General features: G+C 71.1%; 15 protein-coding genes. 12 read left to right on the forward strand and 3 right to left on the reverse strand.

Annotated elements, in window-relative coordinates; genetic code table 11:
• Positions 1-12 precede the first annotated feature (12 nt).
• The 12 genes from ABH935_RS20130 to ABH935_RS20185 all read left to right on the forward strand — a co-directional run bounded on the left by ABH935_RS20130 (position 13) and on the right by ABH935_RS20185 (position 14,981).
• On the forward strand, positions 13-1,479 hold the full coding sequence (locus tag ABH935_RS20130; protein ID WP_370379443.1) for a uracil-xanthine permease family protein: 1,467 nt from the start codon (positions 13-15) through the stop codon (positions 1,477-1,479).
• Between the two features lie 136 nt (positions 1,480-1,615).
• Positions 1,616-2,464 (forward strand): xanthine dehydrogenase family protein subunit M, encoded by an 849-nt coding sequence (locus ABH935_RS20135; RefSeq protein WP_370379444.1) that lies wholly within the window; start codon positions 1,616-1,618, stop codon positions 2,462-2,464.
• Positions 2,461-2,961: a (2Fe-2S)-binding protein gene (locus ABH935_RS20140; RefSeq protein ID WP_370379445.1), complete on the forward strand. Its 501-nt coding sequence runs from the start codon at positions 2,461-2,463 to the stop codon at positions 2,959-2,961. Before ABH935_RS20135 ends, ABH935_RS20140 begins: the two co-directional genes overlap by 4 nt.
• The gene (cutA, locus tag ABH935_RS20145; RefSeq protein WP_370379446.1) at positions 2,954-5,350 is read left to right on the forward strand and encodes an aerobic carbon-monoxide dehydrogenase large subunit; all 2,397 of its coding nucleotides are present in this window, start codon (positions 2,954-2,956) and stop codon (positions 5,348-5,350) included. Before ABH935_RS20140 ends, cutA begins: the two co-directional genes overlap by 8 nt.
• On the forward strand, positions 5,347-6,069 hold the full coding sequence (locus ABH935_RS20150; RefSeq protein ID WP_370379447.1) for a carbon monoxide dehydrogenase subunit G: 723 nt from the start codon (positions 5,347-5,349) through the stop codon (positions 6,067-6,069). The genes cutA and ABH935_RS20150 overlap by 4 nt, the downstream gene beginning before the upstream one ends.
• 184 nt (positions 6,070-6,253) lie before the next feature.
• Complete coding sequence (locus ABH935_RS20155; protein ID WP_370379448.1) at positions 6,254-7,159, forward strand: carbon-nitrogen hydrolase family protein; 906 nt, start codon at positions 6,254-6,256, stop codon at positions 7,157-7,159.
• The gene (locus ABH935_RS20160; RefSeq protein ID WP_370379449.1) at positions 7,156-9,240 is read left to right on the forward strand and encodes a hydantoinase/oxoprolinase family protein; all 2,085 of its coding nucleotides are present in this window, start codon (positions 7,156-7,158) and stop codon (positions 9,238-9,240) included. The genes ABH935_RS20155 and ABH935_RS20160 overlap by 4 nt, the downstream gene beginning before the upstream one ends.
• On the forward strand, positions 9,234-11,168 hold the full coding sequence (locus tag ABH935_RS20165) for a hydantoinase B/oxoprolinase family protein (protein WP_370379450.1): 1,935 nt from the start codon (positions 9,234-9,236) through the stop codon (positions 11,166-11,168). Before ABH935_RS20160 ends, ABH935_RS20165 begins: the two co-directional genes overlap by 7 nt.
• A 1-nt stretch (position 11,169) precedes the next feature.
• A complete protein-coding gene (locus tag ABH935_RS20170; RefSeq protein ID WP_370379451.1) occupies positions 11,170-12,108 on the forward strand; it encodes a carbamate kinase in 939 nt (312 codons plus the stop codon).
• Positions 12,109-12,112: 4 nt separating this feature from the next.
• A complete protein-coding gene (locus ABH935_RS20175) occupies positions 12,113-13,219 on the forward strand; it encodes a ring-opening amidohydrolase (RefSeq protein ID WP_370379452.1) in 1,107 nt (368 codons plus the stop codon).
• Positions 13,220-13,221: 2 nt separating this feature from the next.
• Entirely contained in the window at positions 13,222-14,361 is a 1,140-nt protein-coding gene (locus ABH935_RS20180) for an XdhC family protein (protein WP_370379453.1), read from the forward strand.
• Positions 14,358-14,981: an NTP transferase domain-containing protein gene (locus ABH935_RS20185; protein ID WP_370379454.1), complete on the forward strand. Its 624-nt coding sequence runs from the start codon at positions 14,358-14,360 to the stop codon at positions 14,979-14,981. Before ABH935_RS20180 ends, ABH935_RS20185 begins: the two co-directional genes overlap by 4 nt.
• Positions 14,982-14,987: 6 nt before the next feature.
• On the opposite strand, the gene ABH935_RS20190 is transcribed toward ABH935_RS20185, so the two are convergent.
• From ABH935_RS20190 to ABH935_RS20200, 3 genes are all read right to left on the reverse strand, one after another.
• Positions 14,988-15,533, reverse strand: a complete 546-nt coding sequence (locus ABH935_RS20190) for a DUF1707 domain-containing protein (RefSeq protein ID WP_370379455.1) — start codon at positions 15,531-15,533, stop codon at positions 14,988-14,990.
• A gap of 57 nt (positions 15,534-15,590) precedes the next feature.
• Positions 15,591-16,772: an alpha/beta hydrolase family protein gene (locus tag ABH935_RS20195; protein WP_370379456.1), complete on the reverse strand. Its 1,182-nt coding sequence runs from the start codon at positions 16,770-16,772 to the stop codon at positions 15,591-15,593.
• Between the two features lie 209 nt (positions 16,773-16,981).
• Positions 16,982-17,917, reverse strand: coding sequence for an ADP-ribosylglycohydrolase family protein (locus ABH935_RS20200; RefSeq protein WP_370379457.1), 936 nt, complete (start codon positions 17,915-17,917; stop codon positions 16,982-16,984).
• Positions 17,918-17,941: the final 24 nt, after the last annotated feature.

Consider the following 17,941-nt stretch of genomic DNA (forward strand, 5'->3'; position numbering starts at 1 on the left):
ACAGTCCGCTCCATGACATTGGGCTGGCGGGTCGCATACGAAGGCAAGACTCCACCACCGGGCTCCGTCGTCCGCCCCGACGAGCGCCTGTCCTGGCCGCGCACGGTCGGCCTCGGCGCGCAGCACGTCGTCGCGATGTTCGGCGCCACGTTCGTCTTCCCCCTGGTCATGGGCCTGAATCCGCAGCTGGCCATAATGATGAGCGGGATCGCCACGATCTGCTTCCTGCTGATCGTCAAGAACAAGGTCCCCAGCTACCTCGGCACCTCCGCGAGCTTCGTCGGCGGCGTCGCGGCCATCCGCGCGCAGGGCGGCGACGACCAGCACGTCACCGGCGCCATCCTGATCGCCGGCGGCGTCCTGCTGGTCGTCGGGGTCCTGATCCACTTCCTCGGCGCGCAGATCATCCACGCCGTCCTGCCCCCGGTCGTGACCGGCGCGGTCGTCCTCCTGATCGGCTTCAACCTGGCACCGGTCGTGGCGAACGTCTACTGGCCGCAGGACCAGTGGATCGCGCTGATCACCATGCTGGTGGCGATCGGCATCATGGTCGGCGTCCGGGGCTTCCTCGGTCGGATAGCGATCTTCGTCGCGCTGGTGTTCGGCTACGCGCTGTCCTGGATCGCCGACCAGATCTTCGGCAGGATCACGTCCTACGACTCCGGCGCCGGCCACGACACCACGCACTGGCGCGTCAACTTCGACGCCCTGAAAGCCGCCAAGTGGATCGGCTTCCCGAACAAGACCAGCGGCGTCGGCACGCACCAGATCGCCGGCTGGCACTTCCCGGAGTTCAAGTGGGCCTTCATCCTGCTCGTCCTCCCGGCGGTGATCGCGCTGGTCGCCGAGAACACCGGGCACGTCAAGGCGGTCGCTGAGATGACCGGCGACGACCTCGACCCGTACATGGGCCGCGCCATCGCCGCCGACGGTTTCGGCACCGTCGTGGCCAGCACCTTCGGCGGCTCCCCGACCACCACCTACGCCGAGAACATCGGTGTCATGGCCGCCACCCGCGTCTACTCCACGGCCGCCTACTACGTCGCCGCCCTCGTGGCCATCCTGTTCGGCCTCTCACCCAAGTTCGGCGCCCTGGTCGCGGCCACCCCCGGCGGCGTCCTCGGCGGCATCACCGTGGTCCTCTACGGCATGATCGGCCTGCTCGGCGTCAAGATCTGGACCGAGAACCGGGTGGACTTCGGCAACCCGCTGAACCTGGTGCCGATCGCGGCCGGCGTCATCATCGGCATCGGCAACACCAGCCTGAAGTTCAGCGACAACTTCTCGCTGTCCGGGATCGCGCTCGGCACCATCGTGACCATCGTCTGCTACCACGCCGCCCGCCTCATCGCCCCGCCGCATCTGAAGACCCCCGCACTGGCCGGGACAACCGGGACAGTCGAGACAGCCACAGCGCCCGACGCGGACGGCCCAACCGAAGCATCGGGCCCCCCGAGCGGGGTAAAACCCCAGGAGTAAACAGCGACAGGCAGGCAGGAAGCGCGGCGACATGCCCCTCGTGCACCTTCCTTGGGCAAGTTCAGCCAGCGATCGCGGCGGCGTTCGGCAGAAGTCGACGTCGCCGTGACCCTTTCGGCGAGAAGAGGATGCCTCCATGAAGCCCCCGCCGGTGGAGTATCACGGCCCGGACACGGTCGACGAGGCCGTGCGGTTGTTGGCGGAACACGGCGGACACGCGAAGGTCCTGGCCGGCGGCCAGAGCCTGGTGCCGATGCTGAACATGCGGCTGACGGCGCCCGCGCGGCTGATCGACGTGAACCGCCTGGACGAGCTCGCCTACGTGCGCACGGACCTGGAAGGCGTCCGGGTCGGCGCGCTGGCCCGGCACGCGGACGTCGAACGCGCCACCCACGCCTTCGAAGCCGTCCCCCTGTTACGCCAGGCCGTGAGAACCGTCGCGCACCCGACGATCCGCAACCGCGGCACGACCGTCGGCAGCCTCGTGCACGCGGATCCGTGTGCTGAGATGCCCGCGGTGCTGCTGCTCCTCGACGGCGAAGTGCTCCTGCGCTCCGAGCGCGCCGGGGAACGGGTCGTCAAGGCGGCCGACTTCTTCGTCGGACCGATGGAGTCGGCCTGCGAAGAAGACGAGCTGGCCGTCGAGGCCTACTTCCCGAAACCCAAAGGCCGCACCGGAACCGACTGGCGCGAACTGTCACGACGCAACGGCGACTACGCGATGTGCGGAGTCGGAACCGCGGTCCGCGTCGACGAGTCCGGCGCCGTGACCTCCGCGAAGGCGGTGTACATCGGTGTGGGGCCGGTGCCGCAGGTCGTGGACGTCACCGCCGCGGGCGCCGACTGGGACGCCGCCGCCGAACACGCCGCCGACCAGCTCGACCCCGAGGACGACATCCACGCGACCGCCGAGTATCGCAGGCATCTGGCACGCGTCCTGACCGCGCGCTCCCTGAAGGCGGCCTATGAGGCGGTGGCACCGTGACCGAGCAACTGCATCAGATCACTGTCACGGTCAACGGCGTCACCCGACGCGGCGAGACCCCGGCCCGACGCCTGCTGGCCGACTTCCTGCGCATGGACCTCGGCCTCACCGGCACGCATCTCGGCTGCGAACACGGCGTCTGCGGCGCCTGCACCGTCCTGCTGGACGACGTACCGGTCCGCTCCTGCCTCATCTTCGCGGTCTCGGTCGACGGCCACGCGATCACCACCGTCGAAGGATGCTGCGATCCCGGCGGCGAACTCGGCCCGGTGCAGCAGGCCTTCCAGGAATGCCACGGCCTGCAATGCGGATTCTGCACCCCCGGCTTCATCACGACGATCACCGCCTACCTGGAGGAGAACCCCAAGCCCACCGAGGAGGAGGCACGCGAAGCGATCGGCGGGAACCTGTGCCGCTGCACCGGCTACCAGAACATCGTCGCGGCGGTCCTTCGCGCTGCGGAGATTAAGAGCGAGCGAGAGGCACCGCATGAGTGACAAGCTCGTCGGCCAACCGCTGGTCCGCAAAGAGGATCCCAGGCTCCTGAGAGGCGACGGCCGCTACGTCGACGACCTCGGCCGAGGCGCTCTAGCGGCAGCCTTCGTCCGCAGCCCCAACGCGCACGCGCGCATCGCGGACATCGACGTCACCGACGCGCTGGACGTCGAAGGCCTCGTCGCCGTCTACACCTACGAGGACCTGCCCGGCCGCATCGCCGAACCGCTCCCGCTGCTGATCCCGCACCCCGACCTCACCCACCCCCGCACCCCGTACTGCCTGGCCAAGGACGAGGTCAACCACGTCGGCGAGGCGGTGGTCATGGTGGTCGCTACCGACCGCTACATCGCCGAGGACGCGGCCGAGCGGATCGTGGTCACGTACGAGGACCTGCCGCCGGTCGTGGGCATCGACCAGGCCAGAGCGGCACAGCGGCTGGTGCACGACGAGGTGCCGGGCAACGTCGCCGCACACAGCGTGCAGACCAACGGCAAAGGCGACGCCCACGAAGCCATCGCCGCCGCTCCGCACCGCCTCTCGCTGGACCTGAAGATCGAGCGCAGCGCCTCGATGCCGATGGAGGGCAAAGGTGTTCTGGCGCATTGGGACGCCGACGACAGAACCCTGCGAGTCCACACCTCGACGCAGACCTCGACGAGCGTCCGCCTGGCCGTGGCGGCCAAGCTGGAGCTGCCCCCGGACCGCGTCGAGGTGATCACCCCCGACGTCGGCGGCGGGTTCGGCGTGAAGATCGTGCATCCCTGGCCCGAGGAGATCCTGGTCCCGTGGGCCGCGATGAAGCTGGGCCGGGACGTGAAGTGGGTCGAGGACCGGCGCGAGCACTTCATCTCCAGCGCCCACGAGCGCGGGCAGCAGCAGCACGTCGAGGTCGGGTTCGACGGCGACGGCCGGCTGCGCGGGCTCAGCGTCGAGATCTGGCACGACAACGGCGCGTACGTGCCCTACGGGATCATCGTGCCGATCGTGACGTCCACGCAGCTGCTGGGGCCGTACAAGGTCGGCGCGTACCGGGTCGAGTTCACCTCGCTGTATACGAACACTGTCATCGTCACCCCCTACCGGGGCGCGGGACGGCCCCAGGGCGTGTTCGCGATGGAGCGGACCATGGACGCCATCGCCGAATACCTGGGCCTGGACCGGCTGGCGGTGCGCGAGGCCAACCTGATCCAGCCCGAGGAGATGCCCTACGACCAGGGCCTGGTCTTCCAGGACGGCCGTCCGCTGATCTACGACTCGGGCGACTACCCGACGATGCTGCGGATGATCCGTGAGCTGGTCGGCTGGGACGGCTTCGAGGCCGAGCGCGCGGCGGCCGCGGCGGAAGGCCGCCGGATCGGGATCGGCATCGGGGCGTACGTCGAGGGCACCGGCATGGGCCCCTACGAAGGCGCGCACGTGAAGGTGGAGACGACCGGCGAAATCGTTGTCTCCACAGGGCTGACGACACAGGGCCAGGGACACTACACATCCTTGGCGCAGATCGCCGCTGACGTGCTGGGAGTCGGCGTCGCGAACGTCACCGTCATCACCGGCGACACGCGCCGGTTCAAGTACGCGGTGGGGACATTCGCCTCGCGCGCCATCGTGACGAGCGGGAACGCCGTAGCCATCGCCGCCGGCAAGGTCGCCGAGAAAGCGAAGCGGATCGCGGCGGCGGCGCTGGGCGGCGGCGCCGATCCGGCGGACCTGGAACTCGTCGACGGGACCGTGCGCCGCCGCGACGAACCCACGGTTTCGATCGACCTGCGCACGGTCGCCGTCCTGTCGAACCCGCTGCGCTACGCCTTCGACGAGGCGGCGAAGGCGGCCACGCAGTTCGCGGCGGCCGTCGGCACCGGCGACGAACCGGGCCTGGAGGCGACCGGCTACTACATGCCGGAGCGCTCGACGTTCGCAGCCGGGGCGCACGGCGTCGTGGTCGAGACCGACCCGGAGACCGCTGATATCCGGATCCTGAGGTACTGCGTCGTGCACGACTGCGGTGTCGTCGTGAACCCGCGCATCGTCGAGGGGCAGGTGCACGGCGGCGTCGCGCAGGGCGTCGGGGGAGCGTTGTACGAGCGGATCGTCTACGACGACGCCGGCCAGCTGGTGAACGCCTCCTACATGGACTTCCTGATCCCGTTCGCCACGGAAGTGCCGCACATCCAGACGGCGCACATGGTCACGGCCTCGGGAGTGAACCCCCTGGGGTTGAAGGGCGCCGGCGAGGCCGGGGTGATCCCGACCTCGGCGGCCGTCGCCTCGGCGATCGAGGACGCCGAGGGGCTGAGCCTGCGGCGGATGCCGATCTCGCCGAGCGAGCTGTACGAACTGCGGAAGACGCGCACGACGCGCGAGACGGGGAAGGAACAGGTGAGCGCGTGAAGGTCTCCGGGAGCTCGGTTCTCAACGCCGAGGTGGGGCGGGTCTACGAAGCGCTGACGGATCCACGGACGCTGGCCGCGGCCATCCCCGGTTGCGAGCGCCTGGAGTTGGTCGCGCCCGACGTGTACGACATGGTGGTCACGGTCGGCGTGGGCTCGATCAAGGGCACGTACAAGGGCCGCGTGGAGCTCGCGGACCAGTCCGCGCCGCGCTCGTTCACCCTGCGCGCCTCCGGCGCCGGCGCCCCGGGCACGGTCTCGGCCGAGTGCCGGATGCTGCTGGTCGACGAGGCCGACGCCCGCACCCGGGTCGAGTACGACGCCGACGCGGTGATCGGCGGCGTGGTCGGCGGCGTCGGACAGCGGATGCTCGGTGGCGTGGCCCGCAAGCTCGCGGGGCAGTTCTTCACCGGCATGGACGGCGTCCTGGCGCGGGAGCGCGGCGCGGTGGCCGGAGCTGTGGTCGGTGCTGTGACCGGCGAGCCGGCCGAGCTGGTGCCGACCGCGGCCGCGACCACCGCGACCACCCCGACCACCGTGGTGCAGCCGGTCTCCGGACCCGTCGCGGCCTTCCCGATCGCCGCACCGCCGGGCCAACCGGGTTCCTCCAACGCCGCGGTGGCGCTGTCGGCGGGCCTCGTCGGCGCGGCCGCGGCCCTGAGCGGCGTGGTGCTCGGCTACCTGATGGGCCGCCTGAGCGGCCGCCGGGGGCCACGATGACGGCGCGCGGCGCGGCTTCGGGCACGTGCCATCGCAAGACTGGAGCGCTTCACAGCCGGGATGTGCATCGCCACGCTCCGATCATCAATGGTGTCGGCGTATCCCCCCATCGTGGCCTTACCGGTACCCACCGCGCCGCGGCGCCCGCTGAAGCGCTTCGCCCCAGAACCCCCGGAGCCGCCCCATGCGCCCGCTGACCGCAGCCGCCCTCCAACTCGCGCCGCACCCCGGTCCGCTCACCGCCAACAGCGTCGCGGAGAACCTCAACCGCGCCGTCGAGCTCATCGAGCGCTGTGTCGGTGCGACCGGCGCCGAGTTGCTCGTCCTGCCCGAGGCCGTCACCACCGGCTTCACTCCGGGAATCCCGGCCGAGGAACTCTGGGACCTGATGAGCCCCGTCCCCGGACCGACCACCGAGCCGGTGCAGCAGGCCGCGCGCCGCCTCGGCGTCCACGTCGTGCACTGCACCTACGAGCGCGGCGAGGTGCGCGGCGTCGTCTACAACTCCGCGCTGCTCATCGATCCCGCCGGCGACATCCGCGGCGTCTACCGCAAGACGCATCTCTTCCCCGGCGAGACGGAGTGGGTCACGCCCGGCGACTCCGTCACCGTCGTCGACACCGACCTCGGCCGCATCGGCCTGGCCGTCTGCTTCGACGGCGACTTCCCCGAGCTCTTCCGCATCCAGGCGGTGCGCGGTGCCGAGATCGTCTGCCGGCCCTCGGCCCTGCTCCGCTCCGCCGATATCTGGGATCTGACAACCCGGGCCCGCGCCTACGACAACCACGTCTACGTCATCGGCGCCAACGCCACCGGCACCGACCCGGCCGGCGTCCACTACTTCGGCAACTCCCTCATCGTCACGCCGACCGCGGAGGTCGTGGCCCGCGCCGCCTCGCACGAAGGCTGGGTCGCGGCACGCCTGGACCCCGCCGACGCCATGCGAACCCTGACACCCGGCTCCGACCGCGCGCAGACCTTCGACCACCTCGCCGAGCGCAACCTGCACCTGCTCGACAAGTACCAGAAGGACCTGATCAGCGAGGCGCGGACACCGTTCCGTCTCGGAGAACCCGGGGGCGATGCATGATCCGGATCGGCATCGACACCGGCGGGACGTTCACCGACGTCGTGGCGATCGACGACCAGACCGGCCGAGCCGTGGCCGGCAAGGTCCCCTCGACCCCCGCAGATCCCTCGGAGGGCTTCATCGTGGCGGTCCGCAAAGCCCTGACACTTCTCGACGCGACTCCCGAGGACATCGCCGTCGTCAGCCACGGCACCACCGTCGCCACCAACCAACTCCTGCAGGGCAAGGTCGACCGGCTCGGCTTCATCACCACCGCGGGGTTCGAACACCTGCTGGAGATCGCCCGCCAGTCCGTCCCCGACGGCTACGGCAACAGCTACTTCTGGGTCAAGCCGCCCCGCATCGTCCCCGCCGACCTGGTCCGCGGCGTCGGCGGCCGCCTCGACGCCGACGGCCAAGAGGTCCGCCCCTTCAGCACCGCCGACGCCAAGGAAGCCGCGCGCCACCTGAAAGCGGCAGGCGTCCGCTCCATCGGCGTGTCCTTCCTGCACTCCTACGCCAACGCAGAACACGAACAAGCGATGCGCGAAGTCCTCGAAGCAGAGTTCCCCGAGGCCGCCGTGTCGATATCCTCCGACGTTCTGCCCGAGTACCGCGAGTACGAGCGGTCGATGACCACGCTCGTCGACGCCGCGGTGAAACCGACCGTGTCCGGCTATGTCGGCCGCATCCGCGCACGCCTGGACGCGCTGAATCCCTTGCCGGACAACGCTCGGAACAACGCTCGCCGCATCCCCTTCTACGTCATGAAGTCCAACGGCGGCGTCCTTTCTGCTGAGGAAGTGGTCCGCCAACCGGTCACCACCGTCCTGTCCGGACCGGCCGCCGGAGCCCTCGGCGCGGCCCTCATCTCCGCGCACGCCGGCTTCGACCGCATCCTGACCCTCGACGGCGGCGGCACCTCGACCGACGTCGCCGTCGTCCTGCACGGCGAGCCGGCCGTCACCACCGAGGGCGGCGTCGGCGGCTACCCGTCGAAGATCCCGATGATCGACGTCGTCACGGTCGGCGCCGGCGGCGGCTCGATCGCCTGGCTGTCACCGGAGGGCATGCTCAAAGTCGGCCCGCGCTCGGCCGGCGCCGATCCCGGCCCGGTCTGCTACGGCCGCGGCGGCACGGAGGTCACGGTCACCGACGCGCACCTGGTCCTGGGCCGCATCCCCGCCGGCCTGCTCGGCGGCGAGGTCCCGCTGGACCGGGAGGCGGCCCGCGCGGGCCTGGCCGGGCTCGGCGGCAAGCTCGGCATGACCGAGGAGGCGGTTGCGGCCGGGATCCTGGAGATCTCGGCGTGGAACCAAGCCAATGCTCTGCGACAGGTGACGGTGAAGCGCGGGCTGGACGTCCGCGACTTCCAGCTCACCGCGTTCGGCGGCTCCGGCGCATTGTTGGCTTGTCGTCTTGTCGACATCCTCGGTGTGCAAGGGGTACTCGTCCCGCCGGACCCTGGCAATGTCTCGGCGTTCGGCCTGCTCACGGTCGATGTGCGCAACGACTACGTCCAGACCTACGTCCGCCGCCACGACCGCATCGACGTGGCGCGAGTACGAACCCTGTTCGGCGACCTCCAGGCATCCGCATCGAAGGCGCTGCACGCCGAAGGCTTCGAGGAGCCCGAGCAGGTATTCAAGCGCAGCGCCGACCTTCGCTACTTCGGACAGGCCTACGAAGTGCGCGTCCCGGTACCCGACGGAGACTTCGCCACCGAGAGCGTGGTGGAAGCCTTCCATGCCGCCCACGAGGCCATGTACGGGTACTCATTCCGGGGTGACGAACGCCAGGTCGTGGAATGGGTGAACCTCCGCGTCACCGGGATCGGGCCGATCACGCGCCCCGAAATCAGCGAGGTGCCGGCCCGAACCGACGGATCGCCCGAACCGGCCCGAGTCCGCCAGGTCTGGTTCGGCGACATGCCGGTTGAAGCAGCTATCTACAGTCGCAGAACTCTGAGACACGGCGACCGTGTCCAGGGCCCCGCCGTCATCGAGGAGTACGGCTCGACGGTGCCGGTACACCCCGGTTTCACCTGCGACGTGGACCGGTGGGGCAACCTGTTGCTGACCCAGGAGGACCAGTCGTGCTGAACCCCGTCCTGCTGGAGATCGTCGAGGGCACCCTCGCCTCCGTCGAGCGCGAGGTCGAGACCGCGATCGCCCGCACCTCGCGCTCCCCGATGATCCGCGACGCCCACGACTTCCGCGTCGGCATCCACGACGCGCGCCTGCGCAAGCTCACCGGCCGCTCCTACTCGGCCCTGGTCCACCCGGTCGTCCGCGACTACCCGATGGACACGATGCGCCCCGGCGACGTCTTCTTCCACAACGACGTCTACCTCTCCGAAGGCGGCATCGGCCATCTGCCGGACCTGTGCGTCACCGTGCCGGTCTTCCACGACGGCGCCGTGGCGGCGTTCGTCCAGGCTTTCGGCCACCACGACGACATCGGCGGCGCGTGCCCGGGCTCGATGCCCTCCGGTGCGCGCAGCGTGTTCGAAGAGGGCCTGATGGTGCCGCCGATCCGGCTGTGGGACGCCGGGGTGCCGAACGAGGCCGCGCTGAAGATCATGACGCGCAACTCGCGCATGCCGGACTCGCTGGCCGCCGATCTGGACGCGGAGTGCTCGGCCTGCCTGATGGGCGCACGGCGCCTCGGCGAAGTGTTCACGCGCTACGGGCGCCCGGCCGTCGAAGAGTGCTTCGACGCCATCATCGACCTGACCACCGAGACCTTCCGCCGCGAGGTGCTGGCGAAGATCCCCGACGGCTCCTACACCTGGGAGGACTACGCCGAACACGACGGCGTCGACGCGCCGCGGCTACACCGGCAGCGGATCACCGTGACGAAGCTGCCGGACGACGGCGGCCGCCTGGTCATCGACTTCGACGGCACCGGGCCGCAGGCGAAGGGGCCGATCAACCACTGCGGCGACTACGCGGACGGCAACTTCCTGAAGAAGTGGCTCGCGCCGGTGCTGCGCAACCTCGCCGACAGCCCGGAGCGGATGGCCGAGCTGGACGTCAACGAGGGCGTCGTACCGCTGATCGAGATGCGCTTCCCGCCGCCGGGGACGCTGCTGACGCCGGTGTTCCCGGCGCCGACGAACGCGCGCACGTTCGTGATCCTGCGGCTGCTCGGCGTGCTGTCCGGGGCGCTGGCGAAGGCCGTGGACGGCCGCATGCCGGCCGACCAGGAGACCATCCGCTACACCGGTGTCTACGGTACGGACGCCGAGGGCCAGCCTTATCTGATGCGCGAAGTCCTCGGCGGCGGCTCCGGCGGGCGCTACTACGCCGACGGCGAGGACACGATTCACGTGGTCCCCGACTCGCGCAACATCCCAGTGGAGTTCGCCGAGGCGCGCTGGCCGTTCCGGGTGGAGAAGCTGGGACTCGCGGTGGACTCCGGCGGTCCGGGGCGCTTCCGCGGCGGACTCGGCTACGAGAAGCAGATCAGGATGCTGCGAGACGCGGACTTCATGAGCATCGCCGACCGCTCGATCCTGGCGTGCTGGGGCGTGAAGGGCGGCCGGGCCGGCCGGCCGTTCGAGGTGGTGATCGATCCCGGCGGGCCCGACGAGCGGGTGGTCGACGCGCTGGCGGACGCCGAGCCGGTGGGCGCCGGGGAGGTGGTCCGGATCCGGACGACCGGCGGCGGCGGGTGGGGCGATCCGCTGGAGCGGCCGGTCGAGGACGTGGTCAGGGACCTGCGATGGGGGAAGGTGTCGGCCGAGGGGGCGTTGCGGGACTACGGCGTGGTGATGACCTCGGTGCCGCCGAGCGCACGACCCGACGCGATCGAAGTCGCCTTCGGCCTGGACCGCGCGGACGGTTTCAGCGACGGGCCCACCGACTTCGGCGCTTCCGGGGCAGGCTTCGCCGTCGATACCGCGGCCACCGAGGAACTCCGGGCGACGATGCGGGCGACGCGCGGCTCGATGCCGTTCTTCGATCGCGGCCCGGGCTTCGCGCAGTTGGCACACGGCGCGACGTCGGCCTACTGCGATTGGCTGTGACATGCGGGCCCTGATCGCGTTGGGCGGCAACGCCATGACCGCGCCGGACGGCCGCGCCCGCCCCGAGGATCAGATCGCGGCGGTCGGCGTGGCGATGGAGGCGGTCGCGGATCTGGTCGCGGGCGGCGTCGAGGTGGTGCTGACGCACGGCAACGGGCCGCAGGTCGGCAACCTGCTGGTGAAGAACGAGCTGGCCGCGCACGTGGTGCCGCCGGTGCCGCTCGACTGGTGTGGCGCGCAGACGCAGGGGACGCTCGGGTTCGTGATCGTGAGCGCGCTGGAGGGCGCGCTGGCGGCGCGGGGCCTCGCCAAGCCGGTCGCGGCGGTCGTGACCCGCACGCTGGTCGACGCGAACGACCGCGGATTCACGAACCCCACCAAGCCGATCGGCCGCTACCTGCCCGAAGATCAGGCCGCCGCGATGATCGCCCACGGCCAGACCTGGGAGGACCGCGGCAAGCGGGGCTGGCGCCGCGTCGTCGCCTCGCCCGAACCGCTGGAGATCCTGGACGCTCCCGCCGCGACGGCACTGCTCGACGCCGGCTACGTGGTCGTCGCCTGCGGAGGCGGCGGGATCCCGATGACGCGCGAGGCGTCGACCGGAGGCCTGGTCGGTGTCGAGGCCGTCATCGACAAGGACCTCTCGGCCGTCCTGCTGGCCCGGGCCGTCGGCGCCGACCAGCTCGTCATCGCGACCGACGTCGACAGCATGTTCCTGCACTTCGGCGCGCCCGATGCCAGGGCCCTGCGTCGCATCGGCGTCGCCGACCTGCGCGCGCACCTGGCGGCGGGGGAGTTCGGGGGCGGGAGCATGGCGCCGAAGGCGGAGGCGGCGTGCCGCTTCGTCGAGGGCGGCGGGCGGCGCGCCGTCGTCGCCGCGCTGGGATGTATTCGTGAAGCCGTTCTTGGGGAAGCCGGAACTGTAGTGGAGAAGGAGTAAAGAGTTGCCTGAGGCGATCGAGGTCCAAAAGGTGCCGTTGCGGCACGTCAGTGATGCGTCCGGGTTGGCCGAGCTGATCACCGCCGGGGTGGTCGAGGCCGACCGGGTGGTGGCGGTCGTCGGCAAGACCGAGGGCAACGGCGGGGTCAACGACTACACGCGCATCATCGCCGACCGCGCGTTCCGCGAGACGCTGGTGCGGCTCGGGACGCGCAGCGAGGCGGAGGTCGCGCTGGTGCCGATCGTGTGGTCCGGCGGGACGGACGGAGTGCTCTCGCCGCACGCGACCGTCTTCGCCACCACCGAGGCAGAGCCCTGCGACGAGCCGCGGCTGACCGTCGGGTTCGCGATGAGCGAGCCGCTGCTGCCCGAGGAGATCGGCCGGTCGGCGATGATCACGAAGGTCGCCGACGCGGTCCACGAGGCGATGAAGCGGGCCGGTATCGACGACCCGGTGGACGTGCACTACGTGCAGACCAAGACTCCGCTGCTGACGATCCAGACCATCCGCGAGGCCAAGGCGCGCGGGAACTCGGTGTGGACCGAGCAGACGCACGAGTCGATGGACCTGTCCAACGGCTGCACGGCACTGGGGATCGCGGTCGCGCTCGGCGAGATCGAGATGCCCTCCGACGAGGCCGTGCTGCATGACAGGGCCCTGTATTCGTCGGTGGCCTCCTGCTCCTCAGGCGTGGAACTGGACCGCGCGCAGGTCGTCGTGGTCGGCAACGCCTCCGGCGTCGGCGGCCGCTACCGCATCGGGCACTCGGTGATGACGGACGCGCTGGACGCCGACGGCATCTGGGACGCGATCCGCTCGGCCGGACTGGACCTGCCGGAGCGGCCGCGATCGTCGGACCTGGACGGCCGGCTGGTGAACGTGTTCCTCAAGTGCGAGGCCAGCACCGACGGGATGGTGCGTGGCCGCCGCAATGCCATGCTCGACGACTCCGACGTGCACTGGCACCGGCAGATCAAGGCCTGTGTCGGCGGGGTGGCGGCCACGGTGACCGGCGACCCGGCGGTCTTCGTCTCGGTCTCGGCGGCTCATCAGGGTCCTGACGGAGGCGGGCCGGTGGCGGCGATCGTGGACGTGGGCCCGGGTGCTTGATCGTGCGTGAGCTGCTGCCCACCCTGCTCGCCTGGCGTGCCGCCGGGGAGCCGTTCGTCCTGGCCACGGTGGTCGCCGCGGACGGCGGCGGGCCGCGCGAACTCGGCGCGGCGATGGCGGTGCGGATGACCGGCGGCGTGCCGGGCGAGGTGGTCGGCAGCGTGTCAGGGGGCTGTGTCGAGGCGGCCGTGATCGAGGCCGCGGCGGAGGTCCTCGCCGACGGCCGGCCCCGGCTGCACACGTACGGCTTGGAGGACTCCGACGCGGTCGGCCTGACCTGCGGTGGCACCCTGTCGGTGTTCATCGAGCCGGGCACGGCCGGCACCGCGCACCTGGACCGCGTGCACCACGCGGTCGAGCGGGGCGCCGGCGCCGCGGTGGTCACGGTGACCGCCGGCCCGCCGGAGCTGGTGGGGCTGCACCACGGCGACGTCCTGCGCGCCAACGGCTACGAGGCGCTGGCCGACGCGGTCGCGCGGGACGCCGACGCGCTGGTGGACGCAGGGGAGTCGGCGCTGCGGCGGTACCGGCTGGACGGGTGTCCGGAGCCGGCGGCGCTCGGGGCCGGGGCCGGATCTGAGATCGCGGCATCGGGTGAGCCGGACACCGTGACAGTGTTCTTCAACGTGATCGGGGCACCGCCCCGGATGATCATCCTCGGCGCTCTCGACTACGCGGCGTCGTTGGCGACCGTCGGCCGCTTCCTCGGCTACTGGGTGACGGTCTGCGACGCGCGCCCGGTGTTCGCCACGAACGAGCGCTTCCCGAACGCGCACGAGGTCGTCGTTGCCTGGCCGCACAAGTACCTGGCCGTGACCTCGATCGACGCCCGGACGGCGATCTGCGTGCTGACGCACGACCCGAAGTTCGACGTGCCGGCGCTTCAGATCGCGCTGCGGTCGCCGGCGCTCTACGTCGGCGCGATGGGCTCGCGGCGCACGTGCGAGGACCGGGAGCGGCGACTGCGCGAGGCGGGTGTCACAGAGCACGAACTCGCGCGCCTCGCCGCGCCGATCGGGTTGGACCTCGGTGCCTCGACGCCGGCGGAGACCGCGGTGTCGATCGCGGCGGAGCTGGTGGCGGCCCGGCGGCGGGGGAGTGGGGAGCCGCTGCGGCGGACGAGGGGGCGGATTCACAGATGAACGGCGACTCACCGATGACCGGCGCATCCCGCAGACGCCTGCCCGGCGGCCACGAATCTTCACGCATCACCGGCATCGTCCTCGCTGCCGGCGCCGCCACCCGCTTCGGCGGCGGCAAGGCCGTCGCGCGCTTCCAGGGCGAGCGCCTCGTCGACCGCGCCGTGGCCACGCTCACCGCCGGCGGCTGCGACCGTGTCCTCGTCGTGGTCGGCGCCCTCGACGTCGGCGCCGTGCACCACGCGATCCTCGTCCTCAACTCCGACTGGCAGACCGGCATGGGCAGCTCGCTCCGCGCCGGCCTGTCCGCCGCGCGCGACGCCGAGGCGGTCGTCGTGACCCTCGTCGACCAGCCGCTGATCGGCGCGGAGGCGGTGAAGCGGCTCGTCGAGGCCTGGCGTGACGGTGCGCCGATCGCCGTCGCCACATACGAAGGGCGCCGTGCACATCCGGTCCTGTTCGGCCGCGAAGCCGTCGCCGACCTGCTTCCGACGCTCACCGGCGACGCCGGAGCACGTGACTTCCTCGCCTCGCGCTCCGACGTCGTCGCCGTGGACTGCACCGACACCGGCCGCCCCGACGACGTCGACACCGTCGAGGCGCTGCGCCGCCTCAGCCCGTAACCTGCCTCAGCCGTTGGGCGGCAGCTGTCGCCGCCGCCGCTCCCAGCGAGCTCGCCGCGCCTGCAAAGTCGGTGCCGAGATCCCGAACAGCGCCGCGCCGGCCGGTCCGGCCACCCACAGCGGCCACGGATACGGGAACGACACCGTCGTCAGCCCGACCAGCACCCACACCACGGTGTTGATCGCGACCGCGGCGAACCAGAGCGTCCACAACACCTTCAAGCCGCCGGGCAGGTCGATGTACGCGCCGCGGATGCCGGGGTGCGGGGTCGGCGGCGGGGCCGCAGGCGGCGTGTTCACGACGTAGACCGGCTGCGGGGCCGCTGCCGGTGGCGGAGCTGCCGGCGCGCGTGTCGGCGCGGGAAGGTTGACCGGCAGGTCGTCGTGCAACAGCTCCAGATCGCCGATGGTGACGGCCTCGTACGCCTTCTCCATCCGCTCGACGTACTCGTCCATCCTCAGCCGGCCGTCATCAAGGGCCTGCTTCAACACCTCGACGACAGCTTGCCGCTCCGAGTCCGAGACGCGCATGCGCTGCTGTTTGTCACTCATGCAAACCCCCAACCGATCAGGCCCGTGCCCGGCCCCGCCACCCTGCCTGCGAAGAGCCTAGTCCTCGAACAGCACGTCCGGGTTGCCCGGCGTGGGGCCGTCGAGCAGGGGCTGGTGAATTCCCTTCAGCGACTGGTCGAAGAACGCCGTGACGTACTCCCGGGTGATCGTCGCGCCGCGCAGCGGGTCGATCGGCGACGGCGCGGGCAGACCGACCTCCTGCGCGAGGATCGGGATGTCGGTGAAGGTCGCGTGGTTGGAGCCGACCACGTCCAGCCACCGCTTGTAGCCGCCGAGGTTCGCGTAGGTCTGGATCCAGGTCGGGTCCTGGAGCCCGTGGCTCATCATCAGGTACGGACGGGTGATCCGGCCGGCGGCCGGGACCGGGAAGAACGTGCCGTCCAGGTTGGCGCCGGCCAGCACCCGCGGATCGCTGAGCATCGTGTCCACGGTCGCCGCCCCGCCGATCGAGTGCCCGGCCATGCCGACGCTGTGCTTGTCGATCAGCTCACTGAGACGCCACGCGCAGTTTCCGTGCGTCAGCTGGTCGATGACGAACGACACGTCCTTCGCACGGCTGGCGGTGATCTGATCCGGCGACGGCGCGGTCGGGCTGCTGCCGTCGCAGATCGCGCACGACGGCGTCTGCCCGTTCGCCAGCGTCTCCCCGCTGTCCTCGTAGGTGTGCCCGACGAGCGCCACCACGTATCCGTGGCTGGCCAGCTCGGTCGCCAGCGAGGTGAGCGTCGTGCGCGGGTTCTCGAACCCGGGCGAGAGCACGATGAGCGGGTACTTGCCGTGCACGGCCCGCGCGCCGTCGTAGGCGTGCGTGGTGACGTCGGAGAGCTCCTGGGCCGTGATGCCGGTCCCCGCCGGCACCCGGTACTGGATGAAGCCGGCCGCCTCGGCGAGCGTCATGTAAGGCGCCTGAGTCCCGGTCCCGGCCACGGCGGGATAGAACATGGACACGGTGAGCTGCCGCGGCCCGGCCGACGGCACCCACGGATCGGGCCGTCTCCAGTCGGTGAGATGGACGACGTCCTCCCCGGCGGCGAACCGCCCGGTCGGAGCGGGCAGCGAGCCCTGGAAGGCCGCGGCCGGCGTCGCCGAGGCGACGACACCCGCCCGCGCGGACGCCGGAAGCGGCGCGGCGGTGGCGGCTACGGCGGCGCCGGTCGTGGCGACCGACGCCGCGAGGGCCAGGACGGCGGTGATGCTGATACGACGATGAAATGCCATGTCCTCGACGCTAGATCGGCAGCGCCGCCGCCCGAATCAGTCTGCGGACGGTAATCTTCGAACCCTGTCATCCTCGGGGCGGAGACGCCTCATCCGCCGGGGGGATGGTAGACAGGCGGTGCTTGTTCTGATCGCGCTGTTCCCCAGGGTGCCGCCGCCAAGCTTTGTCAGCGCAACGCCGACCCGCGTCGCACCGATCCTGCGCCGCGCTACCCGACCCACTCCGGCAGCGCCTCGGCCAGCTCCAGCCAGCGCGCCGACACTCCGCGCAACCCGGTCCGCGCCGCGACGATCCCGCCGGTGATGGCACACGTCGTGTCCACATCGCCGAAACCCTCGGCCGTGGTCCACAACGCGTCGGTCAGGCTGTCGAGATGATGCGCCGCGGTCCAGACGGCGAACGGCACCGTGTCGCTGGCCCGGATCCGCTTTCCGCTGCCGAGAACCCGTGCGGCTTCGGGTATCGGGAGGTCCGGCGGCAGCTCGGCGGCGCGCAGCAGCCCGTCGCGGATCACGCCGGCCGGGGTCAGTTCCGCAGTCGCTATCAGGAAGGCATGCGGTTCCGGTGCCGGAGCGGAACCCGGCGCGTCAGCAGCCCCGGCCGCCAAAGCCGCCGCCGCAGCGACCGCCACCCCACCCGCGATCCCCTCCGGATGCGCGTGCGTGACCTCCGCAGCCAACACCGCCTGCGCGACCGCCGCTTCCGGGTCGCGCCGGAACCATGCTCCCAGCGGCGCCGCGCGCATCGCCGCACCGTTCCCCAGGCTTCCCTCGCCGCTGAACAGCGTCCGCGCGTAGGTCGCCCAGTTCCCCGGATCCTCGCCGAGCTTCGGCAGCAGCTGGTGCATCCCGCTCCCGAATTTCCGGTACGGGTCGGCGGCGTACATCTCCGCGAACGACGTCGCCAGCTCCTGCTGCTCGACCTGCCCGAGTTCCGTCAGCACGCGCACCAGCGCCAGGGCCATGGCCGTGTCGTCGGTCCAGTTCCACGGCTTGTCCCCGGGGGTCGTCCGGTGACGGATCATCTCCGTCGCCTCCTGCCGCTGGTGGAAGAACCAGCGTTCGCCGAACCCGTCGCCGAGCGCCAAGCCCCGCAGGCTGGCGAGGGCGGCTGCGGCATCCCCTGTTTGCTGAGCGTCGGACATACGCTCAAGGTACTGGCGCGGAGC

The sequence above is a fragment of the Catenulispora sp. GAS73 genome, assembly GCF_041262085.1.
GTDB lineage: Bacteria > Actinomycetota > Actinomycetes > Streptomycetales > Catenulisporaceae > Catenulispora.

Bases quoted from the DNA above. Each gene is read 5' to 3' on its own strand.
- ABH935_RS20130 (WP_370379443.1), top strand. From the start codon at position 13: ATGACATTGGGCTGGCGGGTCGCATACGAAGGCAAGACTCCACCACCG.
- ABH935_RS20135 (WP_370379444.1), top strand. From the start codon at position 1,616: ATGAAGCCCCCGCCGGTGGAGTATCACGGCCCGGACACGGTCGACGAG.
- cutA (WP_370379446.1), top strand. From the start codon at position 2,954: ATGAGTGACAAGCTCGTCGGCCAACCGCTGGTCCGCAAAGAGGATCCC.
- ABH935_RS20155 (WP_370379448.1), top strand. From the start codon at position 6,254: ATGCGCCCGCTGACCGCAGCCGCCCTCCAACTCGCGCCGCACCCCGGT.
- ABH935_RS20160 (WP_370379449.1), top strand. From the start codon at position 7,156: ATGATCCGGATCGGCATCGACACCGGCGGGACGTTCACCGACGTCGTG.
- ABH935_RS20170 (WP_370379451.1), top strand. From the start codon at position 11,170: ATGCGGGCCCTGATCGCGTTGGGCGGCAACGCCATGACCGCGCCGGAC.
- ABH935_RS20185 (WP_370379454.1), top strand. From the start codon at position 14,358: ATGAACGGCGACTCACCGATGACCGGCGCATCCCGCAGACGCCTGCCC.
- ABH935_RS20190 (WP_370379455.1), bottom strand. From the start codon at position 15,533: ATGAGTGACAAACAGCAGCGCATGCGCGTCTCGGACTCGGAGCGGCAA.
- ABH935_RS20195 (WP_370379456.1), bottom strand. From the start codon at position 16,772: ATGGCATTTCATCGTCGTATCAGCATCACCGCCGTCCTGGCCCTCGCG.
- ABH935_RS20200 (WP_370379457.1), bottom strand. From the start codon at position 17,917: ATGTCCGACGCTCAGCAAACAGGGGATGCCGCAGCCGCCCTCGCCAGC.